The 25,055-nt window shown below is 52.9% G+C and carries 20 protein-coding genes; all 20 read left to right on the top strand.

All coding sequences use genetic code 11. The features are described 5' to 3' along the window. The first annotated feature begins 3 nt into the window (after positions 1 to 3). Positions 4 to 900 (top strand): ABC transporter ATP-binding protein, encoded by an 897-nt coding sequence (locus tag HH215_RS15260; RefSeq protein ID WP_169280685.1) that lies wholly within the window; start codon positions 4 to 6, stop codon positions 898 to 900. 376 nt (positions 901 to 1,276) lie between these two features. Continuing rightward, a complete protein-coding gene (locus tag HH215_RS15255; RefSeq protein ID WP_169280684.1) occupies positions 1,277 to 1,957 on the top strand; it encodes a hypothetical protein in 681 nt (226 codons plus the stop codon). 497 nt (positions 1,958 to 2,454) lie between these two features. After that, positions 2,455 to 4,959 (top strand): ATP-dependent helicase HrpB, encoded by a 2,505-nt coding sequence (gene hrpB, locus HH215_RS15250; RefSeq protein WP_169280683.1) that lies wholly within the window; start codon positions 2,455 to 2,457, stop codon positions 4,957 to 4,959. A 322-nt stretch (positions 4,960 to 5,281) separates the two neighbouring features. Further along, positions 5,282 to 5,716 (top strand): ATP-binding protein, encoded by a 435-nt coding sequence (locus HH215_RS15245; protein WP_169280682.1) that lies wholly within the window; start codon positions 5,282 to 5,284, stop codon positions 5,714 to 5,716. 21 nt (positions 5,717 to 5,737) lie between these two features. Then, the gene (locus HH215_RS15240; RefSeq protein ID WP_169280681.1) at positions 5,738 to 6,076 is read left to right on the top strand and encodes an STAS domain-containing protein; all 339 of its coding nucleotides are present in this window, start codon (positions 5,738 to 5,740) and stop codon (positions 6,074 to 6,076) included. 40 nt (positions 6,077 to 6,116) lie between these two features. Further along, entirely contained in the window at positions 6,117 to 7,481 is a 1,365-nt protein-coding gene (locus HH215_RS15235) for a PP2C family protein-serine/threonine phosphatase (RefSeq protein WP_169280680.1), read from the top strand. Between the two features lie 34 nt (positions 7,482 to 7,515). After that, positions 7,516 to 9,738 carry an ATP-binding protein gene (locus HH215_RS15230; protein WP_169280679.1) on the top strand — a complete coding sequence of 741 codons (2,223 nt, stop codon included), beginning with the start codon at positions 7,516 to 7,518 and terminating at the stop codon, positions 9,736 to 9,738. Positions 9,739 to 9,812: 74 nt separating this feature from the next. Then, on the top strand, positions 9,813 to 10,424 hold the full coding sequence (locus HH215_RS15225) for a Pvc16 family protein (protein WP_169280678.1): 612 nt from the start codon (positions 9,813 to 9,815) through the stop codon (positions 10,422 to 10,424). Then, positions 10,421 to 11,218, top strand: coding sequence for a hypothetical protein (locus HH215_RS15220; RefSeq protein ID WP_169280677.1), 798 nt, complete (start codon positions 10,421 to 10,423; stop codon positions 11,216 to 11,218). Before HH215_RS15225 ends, HH215_RS15220 begins: the two co-directional genes overlap by 4 nt. A gap of 162 nt (positions 11,219 to 11,380) precedes the next feature. Next, on the top strand, positions 11,381 to 13,093 hold the full coding sequence (locus HH215_RS15215; RefSeq protein WP_169280676.1) for a phage tail sheath family protein: 1,713 nt from the start codon (positions 11,381 to 11,383) through the stop codon (positions 13,091 to 13,093). A 32-nt stretch (positions 13,094 to 13,125) separates the two neighbouring features. Continuing rightward, entirely contained in the window at positions 13,126 to 13,560 is a 435-nt protein-coding gene (locus HH215_RS15210; protein ID WP_169280675.1) for a phage tail protein, read from the top strand. Positions 13,561 to 13,843: 283 nt separating this feature from the next. Then, the gene (locus HH215_RS15205; RefSeq protein ID WP_169280674.1) at positions 13,844 to 14,224 is read left to right on the top strand and encodes a phage tail assembly protein; all 381 of its coding nucleotides are present in this window, start codon (positions 13,844 to 13,846) and stop codon (positions 14,222 to 14,224) included. Further along, complete coding sequence (locus HH215_RS36855; protein WP_310735598.1) at positions 14,155 to 14,415, top strand: DUF6760 family protein; 261 nt, start codon at positions 14,155 to 14,157, stop codon at positions 14,413 to 14,415. The genes HH215_RS15205 and HH215_RS36855 overlap by 70 nt, the downstream gene beginning before the upstream one ends. A 9-nt stretch (positions 14,416 to 14,424) precedes the next feature. Beyond that, complete coding sequence (locus HH215_RS15195; RefSeq protein ID WP_254450497.1) at positions 14,425 to 14,871, top strand: phage tail protein; 447 nt, start codon at positions 14,425 to 14,427, stop codon at positions 14,869 to 14,871. Between the two features lie 81 nt (positions 14,872 to 14,952). Beyond that, the gene (locus HH215_RS15190; RefSeq protein ID WP_169280673.1) at positions 14,953 to 18,603 is read left to right on the top strand and encodes a hypothetical protein; all 3,651 of its coding nucleotides are present in this window, start codon (positions 14,953 to 14,955) and stop codon (positions 18,601 to 18,603) included. A gap of 421 nt (positions 18,604 to 19,024) precedes the next feature. Beyond that, positions 19,025 to 19,651, top strand: coding sequence for a CIS tube protein (locus HH215_RS15185; protein ID WP_169280672.1), 627 nt, complete (start codon positions 19,025 to 19,027; stop codon positions 19,649 to 19,651). A gap of 7 nt (positions 19,652 to 19,658) precedes the next feature. Then, on the top strand, positions 19,659 to 20,759 hold the full coding sequence (locus HH215_RS15180) for a phage late control D family protein (protein WP_169280671.1): 1,101 nt from the start codon (positions 19,659 to 19,661) through the stop codon (positions 20,757 to 20,759). Then, positions 20,759 to 21,493 carry a phage baseplate assembly protein V gene (locus tag HH215_RS15175; protein ID WP_254450496.1) on the top strand — a complete coding sequence of 245 codons (735 nt, stop codon included), beginning with the start codon at positions 20,759 to 20,761 and terminating at the stop codon, positions 21,491 to 21,493. Before HH215_RS15180 ends, HH215_RS15175 begins: the two co-directional genes overlap by 1 nt. Positions 21,494 to 21,518: 25 nt before the next feature. Then, positions 21,519 to 21,920 carry a gp25 family contractile injection system sheath assembly initiator gene (locus HH215_RS15170; RefSeq protein WP_169280670.1) on the top strand — a complete coding sequence of 134 codons (402 nt, stop codon included), beginning with the start codon at positions 21,519 to 21,521 and terminating at the stop codon, positions 21,918 to 21,920. A gap of 27 nt (positions 21,921 to 21,947) precedes the next feature. Continuing rightward, the gene (locus tag HH215_RS15165) at positions 21,948 to 25,043 is read left to right on the top strand and encodes a baseplate J/gp47 family protein (RefSeq protein WP_169280669.1); all 3,096 of its coding nucleotides are present in this window, start codon (positions 21,948 to 21,950) and stop codon (positions 25,041 to 25,043) included. Positions 25,044 to 25,055 lie beyond the last annotated feature (12 nt).

Below are 25,055 nucleotides of genomic sequence, written 5' to 3'. Positions count from 1 at the left end.
ACGATGATCCATTGCGAAGGATTAGTCAAAATCTACAAGGCGGCCGATCTCGAAGTATTCGCCCTGCAAGGCTTGGATCTCCAGATCGAAACCGGAGAGCTGATGGCGATCATCGGCAACAGCGGAAGCGGGAAGTCCACGCTTCTGAACATGTTAGGCGGATTAGATCGTCCCTCGGCGGGTACGCTCGAGATCGACGGCAAGAACATGCTTAAGATGACGGAGCGCGATCTCGTTCGGTATAAACGGGAGAGCGTCGGCTTCGTCTGGCAGAACAACGCCCGGAATCTGATTCCGTATTTGACGGCGCTCGAGAACGTGGAGTTGCCGATCTTGCTGAAGGGCAAGCGCAAGCGGCTCCGCGCGTTGGAGCTGCTGGAAGCCGTCGGTCTTACCCATCGCAAGAACAACAAGCTTCATCAGCTTTCCGGGGGGGAGCAGCAGCGCGTAGCGATCGCGATCGCGCTGGCCAACCATCCGAAGCTGCTGCTTGCGGACGAACCGACGGGCTCGGTAGACTCGCGCATGGCGGACCAGATCTTGGATCTGTTCCGCGAGCTGAACCGGACGATCGGGATTACGATCGTCATCGTCACCCACGATCCCCTTCTCGCCAAGAAGGTGGATCGCGTCGTGGCGATCCGCGACGGCAAAATCTCCTCGGAGATGCTGCGTCGTAAATCATACGCCGAGGAACTCGAGGAGTTGGAACGGGGAATCGCCCAGTCCGAGGAGGATTCGCACGTCGAGTACGCGATCCTCGATAAAGCGGGACGCCTTCAAGTGCCCGCCGCTTACCTGGAGTCGATCGGCGTGAAGAATTCGAACAAGGTGAAGCTCGAACTGGTCGAGGGCAAGATTATGCTGACCTCTCCCGAGACTCCCGAGGAAGCTTCTTAGGGCGGGATCGAGGGTGGGGGGGAGCTAGGGAGATAGGATAGTAAACCGAGATTACGTTATCCCTTTTGCTCAGGATGTTCATGATCAGCTAAACAATCAACAAGGAATCCTTAGTATATTAATTAGTCAAAGTAACCAGTGATTCGACGCATAACCGCTACTCGCCAAACTAGGTGAACCCGTCGAACAAAGAGTCAGGCCGATCTAATTCGTCAAACCCGCCAAACGTTGAAGCGATGAACGATTGCTAATCACTGGGAAATTTGTTATCGTATGCGCATAGACTTTCAAATACGTTTATATTGCGCGTGAAGCACACGCCGCTACTCCTCTGCTGGGGGGTAGCGGCGTTTTATTTTATCTAGGAGGAGATCGAATGTTCGAGAAGGAGTACGAAGCTTTTTGGAAAGATCAGGTCCGTAACGCTAGCGGTCAGAGGTTGGAGATGCTGCACAGGGACTTAACGGGAACGAAAATTATGCTGAAAACGCTGCTGGTGCCCGTTTTTGGTTCTTTTGAGGGATTGGTGTTAGAGCACGAGATGGTGAGCGTGTCGGGAGTGAAAATATTTGGAGACACCTTGCTTCCCCAGTTGCGCATCATTTTCGAGGAGGAGCATTACGTAACGCATGCGGAGAGGATTACGAGAGATCGGTTCTCTTTCGAGAGGGCACGCGCAAGATCGGTAGCCATGCTAGGCTTTACCTATTTTCCATATAGCAGAGATGAACTGGAGAAGAAACCTGAATTCTGCCAACGAAACCTGTTTGAGTTCATAGGGAGGATCGGAAACGCTGAAGGGGTTGGTTTGCTTCAGTTGCCGGTCTACGAAAGAGAGGTTATGCGTTTTGCGATCATGCGCAGTAAACCTTTTGAATTATCGGATGTGAGTTTATGGCTTCAACTCAAGCATGAAACATGCAGGAAGGTTATGAGGGAGCTTGAGCTCAAAGGTTTAGTGCGTTCGATCGGCGGCGGAAAAATCAGGTGTCATGAGTTCATGTTAACCGACAAAGCAGCTTCTCTATTGTTTCGCCATAGCAAATTCGGTGATTAGGTCGTAGTGTGTAAAGGGGATTGACCTTCCAGCGAGAGTTTCGCGAGAGTTACTCGAAAAAATCGAGCAATTCCGGCTCGGAGTGAGAGTTAAGAGAGAGTTACTCGAAAAAATCGAGCAATTCCGGCGCGGAGTGTGAGTTTTGCGAGAGTTACTCGAAAAAATCGAGCAATTCCGGCGCGGAGTGAGAGTTTCGCGAGAGTTACTCGAAAAAATCGAGCAATTCCGGCGCGGAGTGAGAGTTTCGCGAGAGTTACTCGAAAAAATCGAGCAATTCCGGCGCGGAGTGAGAGTTTCGCGAGAGTTACTCGAAAAAATCGATCAATTCTAGCGCGGAGTGGGAGATTAGCGGGAGTTACACGAAAAAATCGAGTAATTCCGACGCTGGAGATAGTTAGTTTCTTCGAGCCGATGAAAATGGTAAGCTTTCAACAAAGAGGACGAATGTCATCGTTCGCCGATTTTGAGTAGAAAGAAGTAGAAGGAGCAAAGACGATATGGCTTTGTTGCCCATTGATTCGGTATTGCCCGAATTAAAGCAAGCTTTGTCCGATCATAGCAACGCCGTGCTGATCGCGGCGCCCGGAGCGGGCAAAACAACGCGCGTGCCGCTGGCGTTGCTCGGCGAGAAATGGCTTGAAGAAGATCTTAAAATCATTATGCTGGAGCCGCGGAGACTGGCTGCCCGCAGCTCGGCTAAACATATGGCAGCTACGCTAGGCGAACAAATCGGGGAGACGGTAGGGTACCGGGTGAAGATGGACACGAAGGTTGGTTCAAAAACCCGGATAGAGGTTGTGACGGAGGGCGTGTTGACCAGAATGCTGCAGGCCGATCCGGCGCTCGACGGGGTAGGTCTTGTTATCTTCGACGAGTATCACGAGAGAAGCTTGCAAGCGGATTTAGGATTGGCGCTATGCCTGCAATCGCAAGCGTTACTACGCGAGGATCTGAAGCTGTTGGTCATGAGCGCGACGTTGGAAGCGGAGCCGGTTGCCGCATTACTCGGGGAGGCGCCGATCATCCGTAGCGAAGGGCGCAGCTATCCGGTCGAAACGATCTATCGCCCGAAGCCAAGCGGAGGATATTTGGTGGATGCCGTTGCGTTGGCGGTAACGGATGCTCTCCGCGCCCATGAAGGGGACGTGCTTGTTTTTCTTCCGGGAATCGGCGAAATACGAGCGGTCGAGTCGATGCTAAGGGGACGGTTACCGGAATCTTCGACGAAGATATGCCCCTTGCACGGGAGCTTGTCCATGGATGCTCAAGATCAAGCTCTAGCTCCGTTAGATAAGGGCCAACGCAAGGTCGTGCTTGCCACCTCCGTCGCGGAAACGAGTTTAACCGTGGAAGGCGTCACCGTAGTCATCGATAGCGGACTATCGCGCGTATCCCGCTTTTCTCCCCGGACGGGCATGTCCCGCTTGGATACGGTCGCCGTTTCCGCCGCGTCGGCGGATCAACGGCGAGGACGCGCGGGCAGGGTTATGCCCGGGACTTGTTACCGATTATGGAGCCGCGAGGAACAAATGGGGCTTTCCCCCATCAGCGTACCTGAGATTTTGGAGGCCGACTTAGCTCCTCTCTTACTAGAACTGTCCGCATGGGGCGTTCAAGATGCGTCCGAGCTCTCGTGGTTGGATGAACCTCCATTACCTGCCTTGCAGCAGGCGCGCGATCTCCTCGTCCAGTTAGGAGCCTTGGATAAATCAGGTAAATCCGTGACCGCTCACGGAAAGCGGATCGCGGAAGCCGGAAGACATCCCCGAATCGCGCATATGCTGCTGCGAGCGATATCTATCGGACTTGGCGGATTAGGCAGCGAAATGGCCGTGCTACTAGGAGAGCGTGATTTCGTTCGTTACGAAGGCAAGCCTCCGAATGCGGATATTCGCGTAAGACTTGAAGCTTTGCGAGGAATCGGGCCGTATGCGGCGGACGATGCGGCGAAGCGGAGACTTGGCGAAGAGATCAAGCGATTGCGTCGGGAGTACGATCTCAAGCCGACGAAAGAGAACGAGGAGAACGATTCCGTTCAGGATTGCGGACTGCTGCTCGCATTCGCTTATCCGGATCGTATCGGTCGACAACGGGACAACGGCAAATACCTGCTAAGCGGCGGAAGAGGCGCCGAGTTCGGAGGAGGACAGGCGCTCTCCCACGAGAAGTGGATCGTCGTGGCGGAAGTCGACGATTCCGGAACGGATAGCCGGATTCGTCTGGCTGCTCCCGTCTCTTTCGAACAGTTGGCCGTTCATTTGAAACAAGAAATGAGCGAGGAGACGCATATTTACTGGGATGCCGAGTCGAAATCCGTACGGGGGCGTTCCCGCAAAAGGCTAGGCGCTCTGTTATTGGAAGAAACCCCGATTAACCGTCCATCATCCGATCTTATGCTACGCGCTTTGCTTGCAGGGATAAGAGAGGAAGGATTAGCCCTTCTCCCTTGGACGAAGGCGGCGCGGCAATTTCAAGAGAGAACGATATTTGCACGCCTACAAGATGCTTCTTGGCCGGACTTATCGGACGAGGCTCTGATTGACACGTTAGAGCAGTGGCTTGCCGGTTATGCGGAAGGGATGAAGGGGCGATCCGATCTTCAGCGCCTCAACCTCAAAGACCTGCTGGAGTCCATGCTAACCTGGGATCAACGGCGCGAATTGGACGAATATGCCCCGACTCACTGGGTCGTCCCAAGCGGCACAAGAGTTCCTATTGATTATAGCGATTTGGCTTCACCATTTGTCGCGGTTCGGTTGCAAGAGTTGTTCGGCTTGCCGGAAACGCCGCGTATCGCGGGTGGACGGGTGTCGCTAACGCTTCATCTCTTATCCCCGGCGCAACGTCCCGTTCAAGTGACCAGGGATTTGGCCAGCTTCTGGAATAACGCTTATTTCGAGGTGCGCAAAGAATTGAAAAGCCGTTACCCGAAGCACTATTGGCCGGATAATCCGCTTGAAGCCGAAGCGACGAGAAGAGTGCGTCCGCCTAACACGAAGTGAAGCAGGAAACGGGCTCGGCATCGAATCTTGAATTCAGCCAAGCCGTCCGGTGCCACGTAGATTTCGATTAGGCTCCGCTCATCGATCCCTAGCACCCTATCTTCTCAACCAGGACATCCGGTGCTCAAGTAAGTTTTGCTTTTGCCCGTTCCGCTCCTCAGTCCCTAGTTGCATCCAACCTTCTCGGTGTCGAAAATCTGACATTTCGAAAACTCGCTATAAGAAAGTGCCGAAAAACTGCATTTTTTGTCAGATTCAATATGATATGATAGAAAGAGTTGGAAAATCTCGAACGCCGGCGAGAAGAAGCGGGGTGCTTAGGGTGGCGGAGCAAGGAAATGGCCGTATGGAGATTGCCTTCATTCAGCTAGCCAATCACTTGGGCGAGTTGGATCGTTTGCATGCTTTTTTCGAGGAAGTCGGACTTCGTTTCGATTGGCCCGCCCGGTTGAAGTGGGATCTGACGCTCGCGTGCGAGGAATTACTGACCAATACGATCTCCTACGGATTTCCTCAAGGCGGTCAGCATTCGATCGCTTTGACGGTTCGGTACGACCCCGGTCAAATCGAAGTGCGGTTGGAGGACGATGGAATGCCCTTTAACCCTCTGGAACAAGATGAGCCCGATCTCACGTTAAGCGTGGAAGAGCGTGCGATTGGAGGTCTGGGCATTTTTTTCGTCAGGCGGACGATGAACGAAGTTGTCTATGAGAGAACGGAAACGGGAAACCGGATGATTTTACGTAAAATGTTATGAGAATCAGGAGGGCGCGATCCGATGAATATTGTGACGACACAGCGCGAAGGCGCTACGATAATGAGTATAGAAGGTCGATTGGACGGTCATCATGCCCAGACGGCGGAAGCTGCATTTTTATCGTTGACCGGCGAAGGACATACGCGGTTTGTTTTTGATTTTACCGATATGCAATACATTAGCAGCGCCGGTTTGCGGGTCGTACTGGTAGCCGCGAAGAAGATAAGAAGCTTGCAAGGTAAACTCGTGTGCGCGAATATGAGCGATCAGGTACGGGACGTATTCGAGATGTCGGGCTTTTTAAGCATTCTAGAGACGGCGGCTTCGACGGACGAAGCGTTGACTATGGTTAATAAATAGTTCAATAACGGCCGTAAACGGAGGCGGGAGGTAAAATCCGGTGGATGGACAATGGGTGGGGCCTATACTGGGCTTATTAGCAGGCATCTTACTCGGCTTGGGAATCATGTATGCCTTTCTTCGAGGCCGGATCAAGCGCAGCAAGGTATTATTCGATATTAGCATGCAACTCAATTCAACCTTGAAACGCCGGGAGCAGATGGAGCTTATCATGAACACCGCAAAGCAGGTAATTCCCGTGGAAGCGGCTTCCGTATTGCTGCTCGATCCGGACACGGACGAGCTTTTCTTCGAGCTTGCCCAAGGGGATAAGGGAGATGAAGTGCGAGAGATCCGGCTTAAATCCGGTGAAGGTATCGCCGGTTATGTCGCCCAGAACGGCCAAAGCATAATCGTTAACGATACGAAAACGGATCCCAGATGGTCCAACCGCGTCGCCCAATCTACGGGTTTCGTGACCCGCAATCTGCTTACCGTACCCATCTTGAACGGAGGACTTGTCGAAGGCGTGCTACAGGTCGTCAATAAGAAAGGCACTCGGCCATTTACGAAACGCGATCGCCATCTGCTCGAGAGGGTTGCCCAGCCGATGGCCGTCGCGCTGGAGAATGCGCGTCTGTATGCGCAGGTGGAGCACTCGCTTGAAGCGCTTAAGACGACGACCGCCATTAAGGAAAGGCTGGAAAGCGAATTGCAGATCGCCGGTACGATCCAGATGAGCTTTCTTCCGCGGATCATGCCGTCCTCGCAGGAGCCTTACGACGTGTGCGCGTTGCTTAAATCCGCCAAAGAAGTCGGAGGAGACTTCTACAACTTCTTCAAAATCGACGACGATCATTTATTTTTTGCGCTTGGCGACGTTTCGGACAAGGGGATTCCCGCGGCATTGTTCATGGCCGTAACGCTTACGTTGCTTAAGGGGAAAATGGGTCCGGGTCTTTCGCCGGGAGAATTGCTCACCACGGTTAACGAAGAATTGGCCCGGGATAATCCGCTTGTGTTCGCGACGATTGTCTGCGGGGTGTTCACTTGCTCGACGGGCGAAGTGGTCATGAGCGAAGGCGGGCATTGCACGCCTTACGTCGTCCGCGCGGACGGCAAGATCGAGCCTGTAAAATTAAAGAAGAGTTTGCCACTTGCCGCGATGGAGGAAGCCGTCTATCACGACGGGTATTTGACATTGGGGCATGGGGACCGCTTGCTTCTCTATACGGATGGGATTACGGAAGCCGAGAATGCCGTGCAAGAACAATATTCGCCCGATAGATTGCAGCAATTTCTTGAGATGACCCCCGGAATGTCCAGCGCGGAAATTATCGACGCGTTACTCATGCATGTATTTATGTTTACGGACGGAGCGCCGCAATCCGACGATATCGCGGTGTTGACCTTATTGCGCCGCTAGCGGGTGCGAATAAGCGGAAAGGAGATGAGATGCCGTGGCACATCTAGAGCCCTATCGAAACGGGCAAGAGCATCTTGATGATGAATTACGTTGGCTTGAAGCCGGCTTTCGGACGCTGCTGGAGATCGGCGGAGGCAATCCGTTTGCGTTTCCCCTAATCGGCGCAAGGGGGCTTGTCGTGACCGCGGAAGAACTTCGCGATACGGAGTCGGACGACCGAACGGACGAACCGGTGACGGATTGGCTTCGATATCTCGAGATTAGGAAAGCATTCGAGCAGTCGATCACGGTATCCGCGGAAGCAGCCATGAACGCGGGCGTTACGCTGCCATTGGCTCAGATTTGTTCGAGGCTTCGCCTAACGGTCTGGGAGCGTCGGTTCGTCGTGTTTTGTCTCGCCGCGGAGCATAGCCGTCAATACGAGAAATGGTTCGCTTATTTCAACGACGATGTAACATGCAAGTCGCCTACGCCGGATTTGGCGTATAGGCTTCTTTGCGATTCGGCCGACGAACGAACGCTGGCAAGGCAATATTTGAATGGCAGCGGAGTCATTCGCAGCATATTGCTAGAGTCGGAGGATCCTTACGAAGTCAACGTTACCGGCAGCCAAGCGCGGCCGAAGTTAAAAACGGCAATGAGGCTCGATGACCGAACGGTAAGTTTCCTAATGCAAACGGAAGCGTTGGATTCCCGTTTAGAAGGAATAGCAACCGTCTTCAGCCCTCAAGAGCTAACCGAGCTCCCGGTGCTGGTTCCGAACGATTCCGTAAGCGATTCGTTTAGCGGTTTGGCTGATTCTCGGAAGACGGAGAGCATTCCGTTTATCCATTTGTCGGGACCCGAAGGAGGAGGCAAGAAGCTGCGTCTTCGCCACCTGTCTAGCGCAAGGAGTCAACCTCTATTGGTCGTAGCGCTTCGCGACATGCCGACGGATCCCCAGCAAGCGAGGGTGGCGATGTCCCGAATCGTGAGGGAAGCGGTCTTGACCGATTCGGCGATCTGCTTGACCGAGGAACATGCGATCGTCGGTTCCGCCGTATCCCATTACGGATTGTGGAATGCGGCTTTCGCATCGTACGCTCGATTTGCGCGAAGGCCGCTCATCTGTTGGACCTCCAACGTGAAGCGGCAACCTTCCGAACTGCCGCTGCCTCCATTAGCGGGGTGGATTTACGGAGAAGTCGGCATCCCCGACGCGGCCATCCGCGAAGCGTTCTGGCGGGCGGAGGCGATGGACTTGAACGGCGAATACCCCGAGCAGCTTTGTCGAGAGCTGGCGGACAAGTATCGCTTCACCCCGGGCCAGATCGAGAGGGCATGGAGACAAGCCGTCTCGATCGCGAAGGCTCGCGGGTACTCGAAGCCGGTTAGATCAGACCTGGAGACGGCGAGCCGCGGGCAATTCAGACATCGGCTTGCCCAATTGGCCGATCGAATCGTTCCGGCTAGGACGTGGGACGATCTTGTATTGGCAGACGAGCCTTACTCTCTCATTCGGGAAGCTTGCAATCGGTTTATGCATCGCGAAACGGTGTTCCAGCGTTGGGGGTTCGGAAAGAAGCTGCCTTACGGCAAAGGGTTGAGCTTGCTCTTCGCGGGTCCGCCGGGCACGGGCAAGACGATGGCCGCCGAGATCATCGCCGGGGAGCTCGGATTGGAACTGTACCGCATCGATCTTTCCAGAATCGTAAGCAAGTATATCGGAGAAACGGAGCAACGGCTTAGCGAGTTGTTCTCGGAGGCCGAGAATAGCGGCGCGATTCTTTTCTTCGATGAAGGGGACGCTCTCTTCGGCAAGCGGACGGAGGTCAAAGACGCTCACGATAAGTACGCGAATTTGGAAGCGGCTTATTTACTGCAGCGGATCGAAGCGTACGACGGCGTCACCGTGCTCGCGACCAACCTGATGCAGAACATGGACGAAGCGTTGATTCGAAGGATGAGCTTCGTGATCAAGTTCCCCTTCCCCGGACCGGAGGAAAGAGAACAGATTTTCCGCGCTCATCTACCGTCGGCCGCGCCCGTATCGGACAACTTGGATTTAGCGTTTCTGGCTGCCCGGCTTGACGTTTCCGGAGGGTATATCAAGAACATCGTTTTAGCTGCGGCCTTCCTAGCCGCGACGGACGATTCGCCGATCGGGATGGAGCATTTCGTCCGTGCCGCTCAGCAAGAATTAAGAAAAATGGGGAAAATCCTAGTCAAGGACGCATTTTCGCCATATTACGACAAAATCCACGAAACATTTGGATAGTCAGCCAGAATTTTTACAGTTATAATGATTGAGTATGGCGTTTTACCACGTTTTACCTTGAATTTTATCGGTTTATGTTCGGCAAGGGAGGAGGAACTCTCATCGGAGGTTATACCGTTATCGCGGATGTCGGCTCCAGCTTGTTGAAGCTGCTTCGTGAGCAGTTGTCTCCGGATCCCGTTCCGCGTCCAGATCTGATCGGCATGGCATCCCCCGTGGACAAAGGCGATTTCGTTCTCTCGCTCTACTTATGCAGCATACGGGAGAACGGGGAAGCGAGACGGAATGAAATGCAGGCTCAAGGCGGAATATTGCGATACCCCCCTCTAGCCGTCGATTTGCACTATATTTTAACGGCGCATTCCACGGCGGATCTGCATACGCGAACACTGGACGAGCATCGTGTCTTGGGCAAGGTCATGCAAGTGCTCTACGACAATTCCGTTCTGCGAAGTCCTTATTTAGAGGGCTCTCTTGCGGAAAATAACGAAGAACTTCGGATTACGGCGGAGAACTTCAACACGGAGCAGCTTACCCAGCTGTGGCAATTCGGAGATAACCCTTATAAGCTTTCGCTAGCATACCGCGTCGGACCCGTTCTGCTCGAGTCCAACCGCGTGAAACCCGGACCTCGCGTTCTGGAACGCAAGATTACGTTGCGCGACAAGGGAGGCGAAGGTTCTTGACCCGGGCGGAAAGAACGTTCGTTACCCGCTGTTCGTTAGTCGTCAAGCCCATCGACGTGTGGACAGGATTCACGCCTGGCGCTTCTTCGATTCGGGTGGCGCTGACGGAAACCGAACGCAAGCCGATCCGAACGTCGGACGGCAGCTATGCGTTCCTGGATTACGCGGGGCAAACTTGCACTCTGGTTATTACTTCTTCTACATACATAGAATACCGCAAAGAAATTATGTTGTCCGAGGACGGAGCAGTGCCTCCTATTTTAACGGTTAGCCTGCTTCCGAATCGAACATATCTTCCTCCTGCCGCCGCTACGGGGTTGATCGTTCAAGTATGCGACGAGTCCGGTTTGCCGCTGCAAGGCGCGCAACTGTCCGCGTATATCGACGACGAGTCGGCGGTAAGGGGACGATTGGCCGACGACGACGCCGATGGCGAATGTAAGCGGATTCGGATTTCCCATGGCGTTACTAAGCTTTCGCCGGGAGATTCGTTCGTCGTTAAGGAAAGGGAAGGAACGGCGACGGAATGGAACGCGATGGTCGATTGGCATGGCGATCCGTCCGTAATCGGCTTGGAACGGCCCTTCAACCGGAAATGGAATCGCGGTACGAAGTTGTTGGCTGCCGTTAGAACAACGAGCGACAAGAATGGATTCGCGGTCATTCCTTTTCGGGGATTACTGCCTTCCGTCTGTCCGGTCAACGTTGAGATCGTAGCCGGTGACCGCAGACTAGCAGCCGTGTGGAAGGCGGAGGGCGGAAGGGTCATTCAGATTCCTCCTGTCCGATTGTAAAGAATTATGAATTGTGTGTGGCGTTGATTGGGCCGAGTGCCGCTTGGCAATGCGTTTCCGGTTGACGAAAGATAAACCCATTATAAGAGAGGAGGAACTGGTTTTCCCCATACGATCAACTAGAATCGGCATAATTTCGTATCAAGGGAGAAACCGGGGAACATGGCAGAGTATTTGTCGCCTGGGGTATACGTAGAGGAATTCGAGAGTGGCTCGAAGCCGCTCGATGGCGTAAGCACGAGCACGGCCGGTTTTATCGGTCTTGCACAACGGGGAGCGGTCGAAGGTTTGCCGCTGTTGATTACCAGTCCCGCCGATTTTCAACGCAATTACGGTTCGTATTTATCCGAAAGCGCGTTTGGAAGCTATCGCTACCTAGCGTACGCGGTAGACCAATTTTTCACGAACGGGGGATCCCGTTGTTACGTGATGCGCGTTGCTCCTTCCGATGCGCAACTGGCAACCAACCTCGGTTCTGTTTCGGAGAAGCTCAGCATCACGACGAAGAATCCCGGAGCATGGGGCAACCTGGTTAAGGTCGTTCTTACCGATGCCAGCAAAGCCAAGACGCAAATCTATGAAGTTACGGATAAACGCTATCGCGTTAAGAACGCAGGCGGTTTCTACGCAGGCGATGTCGTTGCCTATAACGCCGGAGGCGAGACGCAATATAATCGGATCGTCAGCGTACAAGGTAACGTAATCGAGCTTGCGGAAGCTTTGAGCGGAGACGTCGTTGACAACGCTTTGCTGCCTACCAAGATTTTATCGACCAGCGAGTTTTCGCTTCATGTCGTCTACAGCGACGAAGTAGAAAGCTACGAGAGGGTATCTTTGAATCCCGAAGCGCCTACGTTCGTGGAGAAAGTCGCCGGACGGTCCAATCTGGTTAACGTTCGCGCGTTGATCACGTCGACGGACGCTACGCATCCTTTCGATGCCATTACCGGAGCCGGTGCGGAAGGTAAAGTAGAATTCGTGCTTGCCGGCGGTACCGACGGTTCCGTATCCGGAATCGCTGCATCCGATTTCATCGGAGAAGATCGCGGTCCTGGTCGTCGTACGGGAATTCAGGCTTTCATCGACAACGACGTCGTCAGCATTATGGCCATTCCGGGCGTGACGGATGCCAATGTGCAATTATCGTTAGTCGCTCATTGCGAGAACTTGGGCAGTCGTTTCGCGATCTTGGACATTCCGCGGGAGAAAACGAAAGTCGCGGACGTCATGACGCATCGCAACCTGTTCGATTCCAGCTATTGCGCGCTTTACAATCCTTGGCTATCGGTATTCGATCCGCTAGATAAGAGAAACATTTTCGTTCCTCCATCCGGTACGATCGCGGGTATTTACTCCCGTTCCGACACAACGCGCGGCGTGCAGAAGGCGCCGGCGAACGAAGTGCTTCGCGGCGTAGTCGGCCTGGACGTTCAATACAATAAAGGCGAACAAGATATTCTCAATCCGGCGGGAGTCAACTTGATACGTTCCTTCACGGGTCAAGGGATTCGTGTATGGGGAGCTAGAACGGCATCCTCCAATACGCTTTGGAAATACGTCAACGTACGTCGTCTGTTCATTTTCTTGGAAGAGTCGATTAAAGGCGGCACTAACTGGGTCGTGTTCGAGCCGAATAACGATCAATTATGGGCCCGCGTGCAACGTACGATCGATGCCTTCCTGACAAGGATCTGGCGCGATGGGGCGTTGATCGGCAATAGCGCATCGGAGGCATTCTACATCGATATCGGCCGCAGCACGATGACTCAGGACGACATCGACAACGGTCGCCTCATCTGCGTGATCGGCGTTGCTCCCGTTAAACCTGCCGAGTTCGTTGTCTTCCGCATTACTCAGAAAACCGGATCTGAATAAACCGAATATAAATTGAACGGAAGGGGATACCCATGCCAGGAGAACGTAACGATCCATACCGTAATTTTAGGTTCCGCGTAGAGATTGAAGGACTTGAACAAGCCGGATTCAGCGAAGTCGGCGGATTCGACGCTTCGTTCGATGTCGTGCAGTACCGGGAAGGCAATGAAGTTATTACCCCCCGTAAGCTTGCGGGCCTAGCCCGTTACGGTAACATTACCCTGAAGTGGGGCTCGACGGAATCGATGGAGCTCTATGAATGGGTGCAAGCGTGCATTGAAGGCACGATCGAGCGCAAGACGGTAACGATCATTGCGATCGATGACGAAGGCGGCGACGTTGCCACTTGGCAAGTTATCGAAGCATGGCCGGTTCGTTATACGGCTCCGGGCTTTAACGGTTCCGGCGCTGAAGTCGCCATCGAACTCCTTGAGCTTGCTCATGAAGGAATGACTCGTACGGCATAATCGAGATTGACCGCTCTTTACTAGCGCAATAGCGATATGCGATACCGCTATTGCGCTGTAACGAGCCATATGTTTCCGTGATTCGAGGCAATAACGTTAGGAGATAACGTTATTTGATTGATATGCGTTGTGGATATCCATTTAACGTTATGCCGTAACGTTATTGATACAGAGCGGCAGGACCGCGGAAGAACAATAGAATAGAGATTCACCGACAAGGGAGGCCCTCTCTCTTGTTTTCCTTTTTTATATAACCCGTTCTAGTTAGGAGTGAATCATCCAAATGGCTTTCCAAACGGAATACGATTTCGAACTGCCGCGAGGATATGTGGACGATAGCGGCACGCTGCACAAACGAGGGGTCATGCGGTTAGCTACCGCGGCCGACGAAATATTGCCGATGCGGGATCCTCGCGTTCAGCAGAATCAAGGCTACCTGACCGTAATTTTGCTTGCCCGGGTGATTACTCGTCTAGGCGACGTTAAACACGTTGATACGAAAACGATAGAGAAATTGTTTACCGCGGATTTGGCGTATTTGCAAAACTTATACCGGCAAATTAACGATTTAGAAGCTCCGAAGCTTCATACGGCATGTCCGAAATGCGATCACGAGTTCGAGGTGGAAGTCGATTTTTTATCCGTAACGGAGGGCCTCTCGTAGTTCATTCGCCAGAGCGAATCTACGAGGAAGTCGGCTTTATCGCCTATTATTTCCATTGGCCCCATGATGACATTATGAATATGGAACATCGCGAACGTCGGCGGTGGTGCGACGAAATATCGAAAATCAACCGGAAGTTGAACGACGAACCGGATAAACAGAACGTATTCGATGTTTTCGGGAAGAGGTGATGACGGAACGTGACCGTAGCGGCTATGAATCATAATGTGAACGGAGCGTTTCGCTTCCTGGTCGAGCTCGACCATATGCTTGTTGCCGGGTTTTCCGAGGTTCAGGGATTGGAATCGCAGATCGAATACGAGGAAATTCGCGAAGGCGGGGTTAACGGATACGTTCACCGATTGCCCAAGGGCGTGAGGAACTCCTCGATTATTCTGAGGCGCGGATTGTCTTCCTCCCAGGAACTATGGAACTGGTACTCGCAATCTTCTCTCGGCAAAGTGGTTCGCAAGAGCGGTTCCATCATCCTGTATAAGCATGACGGCACGGAGCTGTGCAGGTGGAATTTCTTCGATGCTTATCCGACGAAGTGGAGCGGCCCGAGCCTGAACGCTGCGACGAGCGAAGTCGCCATCGAAACGATAGAGCTTGTGCACAACGGAATCAAAACGATTTTCCGATCTTAATTATGTGGGCGAGCGATCGTGATTTAAGTAGATGAATGAGATGTCATCGGCAATTATCAGAAGAGGAATGGAGGGGTTAGGATGGGCCGCATTAAAGCGTGGAATCGACAAACGCCTGGCTTGAAAGTTTCTCATAACAAGTTTGCCAGCGTCATTTCCGACAAGTACGGTCCCATCCGCCGCGGAGTCAAGAGCGGTCAACCCCTTATTTTCAAGATGAATGCGGCGGAAGGCCGCAAAGCGACAAGGAAATCGCCTTCAAGCCAGGCCGTCTATCGAACTCAAACGCCAATTCAGCCAACGGTTCCGGCTACGCTAGTGGCGGCAAAGAAGGATCAATCCGTCGATGCGAAAAATAGGTTCATAGATAGGGACCGGCTAGTTGAGCGGGAACGCGTCGTTAAACGAGAGAAAATCATCGATCGGGAGAAGATCGTAAAGCAAGAGAAGGTCGTGCAGCAAGAGAAAGTGGTAGAGCGCGAGAAGATCGTGCTGCAGGAGAAGATCGTAAAGCAAGAGAAGGTTGTGCAACAGGAGAAAGTCGTAGAGCGTGAGAGGATCGTTCAGCAGGAGAAGATCGTAAAGCAAGAGAAGATCGTGCAACAGGAAAAGGTCGTAGAGCGCAAGGTGATCGTCGTCCGTGAAGTGGATCGGATCGTCATTGAACAGCGTAAGTTACGCGAGCTGGCGATTAACGGTACGCCTCAAGTGCGTTCGGAGAACGTTGAGAGGGGTAAAGTTCGCGGTCGGGGCGAGGGAAAAGCGGCAACGGAAGCTCGTTTGCTTCCGATGTCGGCAAGCGATAAATCGGATCTTTCCCATGATGTCGCGGATTCGGACCGGCAGGAGTCGGGAGAAAGCTTCGAGGCTCCAGCCGTTAAGTATCGCGAATCCGTCAGGCAATCTTTCGCCGAGTCGATCGAGAGCCGGGTTGCATGGCCGCTCACTGCAACGGTTAATGCGGCGTTTCGCGAACCGAAAGAGGTTCGGAGAGCTAAGCTGAAGTTTACGAAAGCACCTGCGGACAAGCGGGGAAAAGGATCCGTTTCGGAGCCTGCGCCTTCAAATCCGAAAACCTCGAAAGGTTCTAGATGGAAACAGGAAAACTCCCTCTACGCAGACGTTCTTTTCGTTAACCGTGAGATTATGTCCCGTCAAGCTGAATCGTCCGGAAATCTGCAGAACCCCACTCGAAATAGATCGAATCCCATGCCGGGATCGCCAGAGAAGGTTATCCCTTCCGTTCAGGGAACAACGAGTTATTCGATTCAGACAGGCTCAATTCCCGTTTTGAGACTATCGCACGTTAGCGGTCCGACACGGAACTCTCGTGCGAATGTAACTTCTACTGTTCACCGTAGGGGGAGCGAAGATTTTAATGCCGGAAATCGTGGGATCGCCGACAATCGAGAGCGCCAGAGTGAAAGAGCGAACAACTTTGGTGACGCAACGTCGCAGCATCGTTCAGCGAGTCCAACGCCAAATTCATTGCCGACAGCATCTCCTAGCGCGATGTCGGGTGTCTCACCTAACGCAGCATCAAGAATCTCGCATGAAGCCGCGTTAAGTGAAGCGTCGATTGTATCGCCAAGCACACCACCAAATACAACAACAAGTGCATCGTCAAATATATCAGTAAGTGCATCATCGAGTGCATCGCAACGGACAATACCAAACGCAACACATAACGAAACCCAAAACGCATTTCAAAGTACAATACCAATCGCATCGCCAAGCACATCTCCAAATGAATCACCAAACGTATCTCAAAGGACAATACCAAACGCAACACAAAGCGCATTATCGAGTACTCCGTTAAATGTGACGCAAGGCGAAGCATCGGGTGCAACCGGGAAAGCTTCAGGAAGTGTATCTTCGAATGGGGCAGCGACTTCATCTAGGCTTGAATCCCAAGGATCATTACCAAGCCGATCAGCGAGCATATCATCAAGACCATCTCCGAACGGAATACAAGGCGCATTTCCTCATGGCTTGCCTTCTTTAGCCGAACATGTCATGGATACGCATCGGAAAGCGGTTTGGAAATTGTACAAGCCTTTCTGGAAGGATGAAGGTGGAGCTTCTGTTGTCGAGAATCGGGAGCTGTCAGATCGAGTTACACCGCTTCGATTGAGGATTAGAAGATTAGTGGAGCAACAAGCACCGACAGTAGCGAAGCTGGATTCTCATAAGGGTTTTGCCGTAGGTAATCGAAATTTTCCTAAAACCGATAATTCGAAGGGGAGCAAAGCGCAAGCGCTAAGTTCTCCCCAAATCGTTGCCGGAACATTGAAACTTTCCCATCGCTTGCTCGAGAAACAAACGGCACGGAGTTCCGGGATTCAACAAACCGCGAAAGCGATCGTTGGTCGGTTGGGGAGAAGCCCCCTTCGCAAAGCATCCCCATTAGTGTCAAGAAACGTACGATCGTCGACATCTGGAAAAAACTGGAATAATTCGGAAGCTTCGATACCGGTCACGAATTATAAAGTTGCTACTAGATTTACCGAGCCAAGCGGAGCGACTCGAAATGAATTCGTGCTTAGGCAATTCTCAAGGTTGCAGTCTCGTCAAGGCAATAGGGCTGTACCGATGCAGACCGATCAAGAAGTAGCGGTACTTAAGGACCGGAAACCAACGTTACCTGGGAATAGACGATCCGAACAATCGCTTAATACAGATACGGCGCCGATGACGGCATACAGTCGTTTGACCGCTCGGGCAAGAGCTATTAGCTCTGCCGCCGCTTCTAGGCAAACGCCGATCGTGTTGAGGCGAATGGCTGAACAATCAACCTCTGCTAAGCGTGAAAGCCGTAGTATCGATAAAGAAAGTCTGACTAATGCGATGACGCAGGGATCGACTCGCCAAGAGAACGAGACGGAGGAAGCTTTACCAAGAACGAATGTTAGCTTGAATCAGCAACAGGAACCGGTTAAAGGGATTATCCAACGATCGGAGATGACCCCTTTCCTGGTGGCTAGCCATGAATTCCGCAGAAGGATTCAACCAGCGGCTAAGGGCTATCGCGAGGCTGTGGACGCACAGGAATTTCAAGTAAATACGCGAGAATCTCAATTAATGAAACATCGGTTGGAAAATAAGCGGATTAAGCCGATTAAACAGAATGAACACAACCGTACTACCGCGAATATCGCACATGCGGTTGTTGCTAAGAACACGCGAACGAATGTGGCGGCCCCGTTTATCCAAGCATTAGGCACGCATGCAAGATCGGCTTCAAGTCGGTCAGCCGCCTTGACAAGCCGGGTACAACAGCAACGAATGCCGTCGGCATATTCGCCCATTCGCGTATTGGAGCCATTAACTGCCGCGAATATGATCCTATCGACCGGAACGGAAGACAGCGCGCAGTCAATCATGGGTGCAGCACAGCAGCCTAATCCATCGTTGGCGCATGTTACCTCGGCGATCTCCGGTCCAAGATCTGGACCAAGGGCATCCGCAACGCGGATTCACGACGACAATTCGAACGTTGACCGGGAGCAGCCGACATCGTTGGAACTACGCCGGAACGTTAAGGAAACGGTACAATCCGATAAGGAAAAAAATCGAGTAGAGGTTATAGATAAACCTCCTGAGATTAACGCGGAACAACTGCAAAAAGCGATCAGCTCGCTACCGCAGCTTAATCCGGATCAGCTCGCCGACCAAGTATACAAATCTCTCATGAAACGAATGAAATTCGAACAGAGTTTGAGAGGTTACTAAGGCGGCACAGCCGCTCTAAATGCATCGAATGAGGCAGAATCGAGGAAATAAGGCGGTACAGCCGCTCTAAATGCGTCGGATGAGGCAGAATCGAGGAAATAAGCCGGTGTAGCCGCTCTAAATGCGTCGGATGAGGCAGAACCGAGGAAATAAGGCGGTACAGCCGCTCTAAATGCATCGAATGAGGCGGAATCGAGGAAATAAGGCGGCACAGCCGCTCTAAATGCGTCGGATGAGGCAGAATCGAGGAAATAAGGCGGTACAGCCGCTCTAAATGCGTCGGATGAGGCAGAATCGAGGAAATAAGGCGGTACAGCCGCTCTAAATGCGTCGAATGAGGCAGAATCGAGGAAAAAAGCCGGTGTAGCCGAGCTAAATCTCACAGCCGCTCTAAAAACGTCGGAAAAGGAGAGAACCCAAGTTGGCTTTAAGCAAAGCGCAAATCATCATTTCCAAGAACGACTCGCAAGAAACGGTTAACGTCCTATTTAATCCGAACGAATACGTGCTCCAGTCCGGTAACCAATACGCATGGCAGACGATCCCGGGACTGCAATCCCCGATCGCGCAATTCATTAGCGGCGAGGCCACGACGCTAACGATGGATCTCTTCTTCGATACTTTCGAGAAGGGCACCGACGTTCGCAAGCTCACGGCGAAAATTTCCGGGTTGCTTAACGTGGACCACGGGTTGCATGCGCCGCCGTCTTGTCGGTTCGTCTGGGGATCGCTTGATTTCAAAGGCGTCGCGGAGAAGGTACAGCAGCGGTTTACGATGTTCTTGGACTCCGGTCTTCCCGTTCGCGCAACGTTAAACGTCACGTTCCGCGCCATTCTATCGATGACCGAACAGTATCAGAAAGTCCCCCGCGAGAGCGCCGATAGAACGAAGCAGAAAACATTGAAGCAAAACGAGCAATTGTGGATGATGGCGGCGGACGAATACGAAGATGCCGGGCAGTGGCGATCGATCGCGGAAGCGAACGGAATCGACAATCCGCGCAAGCTTCCTTACGGAAGGAAGCTCATTATACCAAGGTTGGAGTGAGAGTATCGTGGCGACCATCAAATTCGACAGCACCACTTATACGTTCGCCGAGCTTGAGCGGAAGTACCGTAATTTTTTCGCGCCTGCGTTCGACATCAGCGTGGATGGACAGAGCTTCGTATTGAAGCAAATCGCCGTATCCGCTCTCACGGTGAACACGACAATGGAACCGAAGTCGGATTCCTTTCAATTTCGAATCGAAAACGCTTATGATGCCGTGGCACGCCAGTTCAAGTGGCTCGGATCGCTCATCGACGTCGGCAAAACGATAGAGATCAAGATGGGCTACACCGACAAGCTAGAGTTGGTGTTCGACGGCATCATCACGGGATTCACGGTGGATTATCCATCGGAAGGCCAACCTACCATCTCGGTGCAAGGGATGGACCGATCCTGTCTTATGATGCGAAGCATCACCTCCAATCTATGGAAGCAAAAGAAGGTTAGCGACGTCGTTAAAGAAATCGGCGGTAAGTACAGCCTGCAGCTTAAGGTGGACGACACGCTAACGCCGAAGCCGGCGATCGAGCAAATGCGCAAGAGCGACTTTCACTTTTTACGGGATTTGGCCGAAGAAACCAATCATGACTTTTTTATCGTCGGTCAAAAGCTTTATTTTCGCAAAATGAATCCTTCCGCAAGCCCGGTCATTACGCTTATGTACGGTAAAAATCTTAAGAGCTACTCTGCGGTCGTGGATATTTCCAAACAAGTCAGCAAGTTAATCTATCGAGGGACCGATCCCCAGACTTGGGAATCGTTCGAGGCGACTGCTTCCGGAGTTAACAAGATCGGCACCAACGGCAGGACGGGTCAAGATATTATGACGGCGTTATCCAGCAATACGATCGAAACGGTATATAGTAACGCGTCATCGCAGGCGGAAGCTCAGGAGATGGCCGATTCCATGCTTAACGAACGCGCGATGGAATTGGTGCGAGGCGAAGGCGAATGCCTAGGATTACCCGAGATTCGCGCCGGACGACACATCAAGGTGGATGGCTTGGGTGCGCAATTTAATCAGCCGTACGTGTTGAGCAGCGTTACGCATACGATCAATAGCCAGGGGTTCGTTACCAAATTCGAAGTGGAAGGGAATGCGATCTAATGCCTTCGATGAACGACTTCTTTCCTTCCCGTTCCGATAGCGGCACAAGCGGGGGACTCAGTACCATGAACGGCGTCATGGTAGCCACGGTCACGAATAACCAAGATCCTAACGGCCTAAACCGGGTAAAGTTGAAATTTCCGTTAAGGGAAAACGAGCACGAAACCGATTGGGCTCCGATCACTTCGCTCATGTCGGGGAGCAGCATGGGAACATTATTCGTTCCCGAAGTCGGGGATGAGGTTCTTGTAGCTTTCCTGCTCGGAAACATGAATCAACCGTTCGTGATCGGGTCGCTATGGAACAAGAATAAGAAACCCCCGGCTAAAGACGAGAAGAACAACATTCGGAAGATTTACTCGAGAGCCGGTCATGAGCTCATATTCGACGATACCGAGAACGCGGGCAAGGTGACCTTAAAGACGAAACAAGGCATCAAGCTGGAGATCGACGATCAGAACGAGAAAATCACGTTAGGAACGAAAAGCGACGCGCAATCGATCGTCATGGCGGGGAGCTCCGCGGGCACGGTTACGATCAAGTCCGGAGCGAATAAAATCACCATCGACAATAAGGGCGATATCAAAATAGAATCGACGAAAGAAATCACGTTGAAGAGCACGCAGATTAACCTTGAAGCGACCGCGGCGATGAAAGTTAAGGGCGGAGCGAAGCTGGATCTGCTGGCGGACGGAATCATTACGATTAAAGGCGCGATGGTCAAAATCAACTGATGGCGGATAAGGGGGACGACGTAAGATGAGCGCATCTTTTCTGGGCAGGGGCTGGAAATTTCCTATCGCAGTCGACGCCACGACCGGACGGTTCCTGTTGTCGGAAGGCGAAGACGACATCGCGGAGGCGATACGAATTATACTGATGACCTCGAAGGGAGAACGCGTCATGCGCCCCGACTTCGGCTGCGGTTTAAGAAATTTCATTTTCGGGACTATGGACGCTACGACAATGAGGTTGCTAGAAAGCGACATCGCGCAAGCGATTATGGTTTGGGAACCAAGGGTGACGGACGTCAACGTGGAGGCCCGGCTGGACGAGTCGCAATCGGGACGGTTGCTGATCAGCATCGCTTACGTCGTGCGATCGACGAACAATTTGTTTAATCAGGTTTACCCTTTCTATCTCGAAGAAGGCGCGAAATAAGACGAAATCATGGGAGCGACAAAGCGGATGAGCAATGAGCGATGGCAAGACGGGCCGGCCCGTTCGCCTGCGATCGATGGGAGGGACCTTAACGCTCTCGTCGACCAGATGAAAGCGATGGTTCCCCATTATACGCCGGAATGGCGATTTTCTCCGGACGACCCCGATGCGGGTACCGCGCTGTTCTACTTAGCGGCAGAAATGCTGGGAGAGAACATCAAACGGCTGAATCGCGTTCCCCTCAATAACTTCATAGCTTTTTTGGATTTGCTTCAAGTTCAAATTCAGCCTGCGCGGCCTGCTCGAGCGCATGTTGTTTTTGCGTTGAACGAAGGGGTACGGGAGCCCGTATACGTTCCCGGCGGTACGTTGCTGACGGCCGTCCCTAATGACGGGGGAGAAGAGCTGCCGTTCGAGACGGAAAGCGCTTTGTTGATTACTCCCGCCAAGCTGACGGAAATCTTTAACGTACATCCCGAGAAGGATGTAATCGTTCTGGCGCAAGAAAAGTACGACGAGCGTTTGCAAGCGGGTTCCATGCCGGAATTGTCGCTTTTCTCGGTGGAAGGGGATAATCTTCAGGATCATGTCTTCTACATTCGTCATGACGATTTGTTTCATCTCGATCATCCTGCCCGCTTAACCTTGAAATGGCATAATACCGAACGCAGATACGTGGAAGGGGAACTCGCGTCGATATTTGCCCGCATGGATTGGTTGGAGTGGTCTTATTCCCGCGGGAGAGAATGGATTCCATTCGAGGAGACGGCCGTTCAAGGGCAAGAGGTCACGTTGTGGAAAAAAACGGCGGGAGCGGTGGAGTCGACGGAAGTTAACGGAGTAGCGGGCCGTTGGATTCGCTGTCGGGTCAAGCCGAACGAAGACGGAGTAAGCGGGCCGCCCGTGCTGAAGTCGATTCCGGATATGGATCGGTTAACGATGAGGGCAGCGCACGATCTTCGGACGGACCCGGAAGGAATCGCTCCGAGCGAGCTGTACTTCAACGATACGGAGCTGGATAAGTCCGGATTTTATCCTTTCGGCGAACACTCGATTCCGTACTCGGTCTTCTACGCTTCCTGCGCGGAAGCTTTCAGCAAACGCGGCAGCCGTCTACGCATGACGTTCCGCGCCAGCAACGTTCCCAATCTGTTAAGATTGGGCCCAGACCCGGAAATTCGTTGGAAAATGGTCATGAGAACGGCGGATTTCGAGAAGGAGCCGCCTCCGCGATTGTTCATTAGGCGTGTGCTCTGGGAGTATTGGAACGGAGAGAATTGGATGAGGCTGCCGGAAAGCGGCTCATTCGAGGAATTGTTCGCCACCCTCGGCGAGGAACAGAAGGATATCGTTCTTGATTTCCCTTGCCCGGAGGATATGTCCTCAACGTTCGTTAACGGCCGCGAGGATTGCTGGATTCGCGCGAGGGTTACGGTTACGGACGCCCCGACGGCTCCGGTCGTCGAATATATGAGCCCTAGGCTGGAGAAGCTGGCGTTCTCGTACGCTTATCCATCTAACTCCGAACTAAAGCCGGAGGTTGCCTATACGTTGAATAACGCGGTTCTTACCGACGTTACGGCAACGGTACGACAAGGCGGGGATACGTTCAGGCCTTATCTTCCTATCCCTTGTCCTGCTCCATCGGTCTATATGGCTTTCGATATCCCGCCGCTTAAAGGCCCGATCCGGTTGCACTTTACGCTAGGCCGCAAACCCGAAGAAGACGAGCGGAGCCCTTGGATGGAGTGGGAAGCTTATATTAAGAGCGGAACCGAATGGTCTTGGGTAGCTTTGAAAACCGCCGACGAGACGCTGGGGTTCACGCAATCCGGAACGATTCAATTCGTCGGACCGGCGGGACTTGGCGTCGCAACCCTGTTCGGAAGAGAAAGGGTATGGCTAAGAGCGGTCAATCGAGATGGACGGTATGGATCCGCGGATATCGCGTATCCCGGGGTTAAGAGCATACATCGGAACGCGGTATTGGCCGTACAGCAACGCACGGTTTTGAACGAATATCCCGAAAGCGGCAAGGGCGGTCACGTTTTATCGCAAACTCCCGTCGTGGGACAGGTAGTATGGGTCGACGAGACCGGATTTATCGGCGAGCACGAGTTGAGCCGGTTAACGGAAGCGGATCCGGATCGTTACGAGATCTATAGAGATAGCGAAGGATCCGTTCAAAGGTTATGGGTGAGATGGGACGAGGTTAAGTCGTTAACCGGATCGAAAGCCGATCAACGTAACTACACGATTCAACCGGCTACCGGATTTATTCGTTTCGGAGACGGCGTTCGGGGAATGGCGCCTCCTCAAGAAGGCGGGGACAAGATACGCGTCACTTATCGGGTGACTAACGGCTCCCGCGGCAACGTAGGGGCAGGCCAGATCGCCGGAATCATGCAGTCGCTGGCTTTCGTTAGCGGGGTCGTCAATCCGGCGCCGGCGATCGGGGGAGGAGATTCCGAAGCGTTGGAGGCGGCGCTGCGAAGAGGCCCGCAGCAATTGAAACATCGGGGCAGGGCGATCTCCGCCTCCGATGTGGAGTGGCTCGTTAAAGAGACGGACCCGGGTATCTTGAAGGTGAAGTGCTTGCCGAATCGCAACGTGCGTTTGGAATATAGTCCGGGTTCGTTCGCCGTCGTTGCTTTGCCTTCGGGCGGCGAGGCAGGCAAGGAGCATTTTCCGGAAACGAAGCGCAAGCTGGAAACGGCGCTCAGACGCAAAGCATCCAATTTAGTCGCGATGGGCGGCAAGCTTACCGTGCTTGTCCCGGCCTTCATCGAAATTAGCGTGATCGCTACCGTGGTCGTGGATTCTCCGGATCTCATCGTCCCCGTTGAAGTGTCCTGCACGGATGTCTTGAATCGGTTTCTAGACCCGATTAGCGGACAGTTGGACGGTCAAGGCTGGGAAATCGGCGAGCCCGTACACGCTTCGGCTTTCTATGGCTTGTTGCAATCCGTTAGGGGAGTCCAGCGCGTCGAGCAGCTGCATATAAGCGTGCTGCGCACGGAAAACGGCCAGGCCGTCGAGATGCTGCCGGATGATATTCGGCTCGTGCAGCATGGCATCGTGGCGAACGGCCGCCATCATCGCCTGACCGTTGTCGTGACGTAGAAGTTCTATTGA

The sequence above is a fragment of the Cohnella herbarum genome (assembly GCF_012849095.1).
GTDB classification, from domain to species: domain Bacteria; phylum Bacillota; class Bacilli; order Paenibacillales; family Paenibacillaceae; genus Cohnella; species Cohnella herbarum.
Note: the sequence above shows the minus strand (reverse complement) of the source record. Positions and strands in the feature narration are given on the sequence as shown.

What these genes read in the sequence shown, in the direction of transcription:
- HH215_RS15240 (WP_169280681.1), top strand. Translation starts at nt 5,738, where the DNA reads ATGAATATTGTGACGACACAGCGCGAAGGCGCTACGATAATGAGTATA.
- HH215_RS15170 (WP_169280670.1), top strand. Translation starts at nt 21,519, where the DNA reads ATGAGCGCATCTTTTCTGGGCAGGGGCTGGAAATTTCCTATCGCAGTC.
- HH215_RS15215 (WP_169280676.1), top strand. Translation starts at nt 11,381, where the DNA reads ATGGCAGAGTATTTGTCGCCTGGGGTATACGTAGAGGAATTCGAGAGT.
- HH215_RS15175 (WP_254450496.1), top strand. Translation starts at nt 20,759, where the DNA reads ATGCCTTCGATGAACGACTTCTTTCCTTCCCGTTCCGATAGCGGCACA.
- HH215_RS15260 (WP_169280685.1), top strand. Translation starts at nt 4, where the DNA reads ATGATCCATTGCGAAGGATTAGTCAAAATCTACAAGGCGGCCGATCTC.
- HH215_RS15190 (WP_169280673.1), top strand. Translation starts at nt 14,953, where the DNA reads ATGGGCCGCATTAAAGCGTGGAATCGACAAACGCCTGGCTTGAAAGTT.
- HH215_RS15210 (WP_169280675.1), top strand. Translation starts at nt 13,126, where the DNA reads ATGCCAGGAGAACGTAACGATCCATACCGTAATTTTAGGTTCCGCGTA.
- HH215_RS15225 (WP_169280678.1), top strand. Translation starts at nt 9,813, where the DNA reads ATGTTCGGCAAGGGAGGAGGAACTCTCATCGGAGGTTATACCGTTATC.
- HH215_RS15165 (WP_169280669.1), top strand. Translation starts at nt 21,948, where the DNA reads ATGAGCAATGAGCGATGGCAAGACGGGCCGGCCCGTTCGCCTGCGATC.
- HH215_RS36855 (WP_310735598.1), top strand. Translation starts at nt 14,155, where the DNA reads ATGTCCGAAATGCGATCACGAGTTCGAGGTGGAAGTCGATTTTTTATC.
- hrpB (WP_169280683.1), top strand. Translation starts at nt 2,455, where the DNA reads ATGGCTTTGTTGCCCATTGATTCGGTATTGCCCGAATTAAAGCAAGCT.
- HH215_RS15255 (WP_169280684.1), top strand. Translation starts at nt 1,277, where the DNA reads ATGTTCGAGAAGGAGTACGAAGCTTTTTGGAAAGATCAGGTCCGTAAC.
- HH215_RS15205 (WP_169280674.1), top strand. Translation starts at nt 13,844, where the DNA reads ATGGCTTTCCAAACGGAATACGATTTCGAACTGCCGCGAGGATATGTG.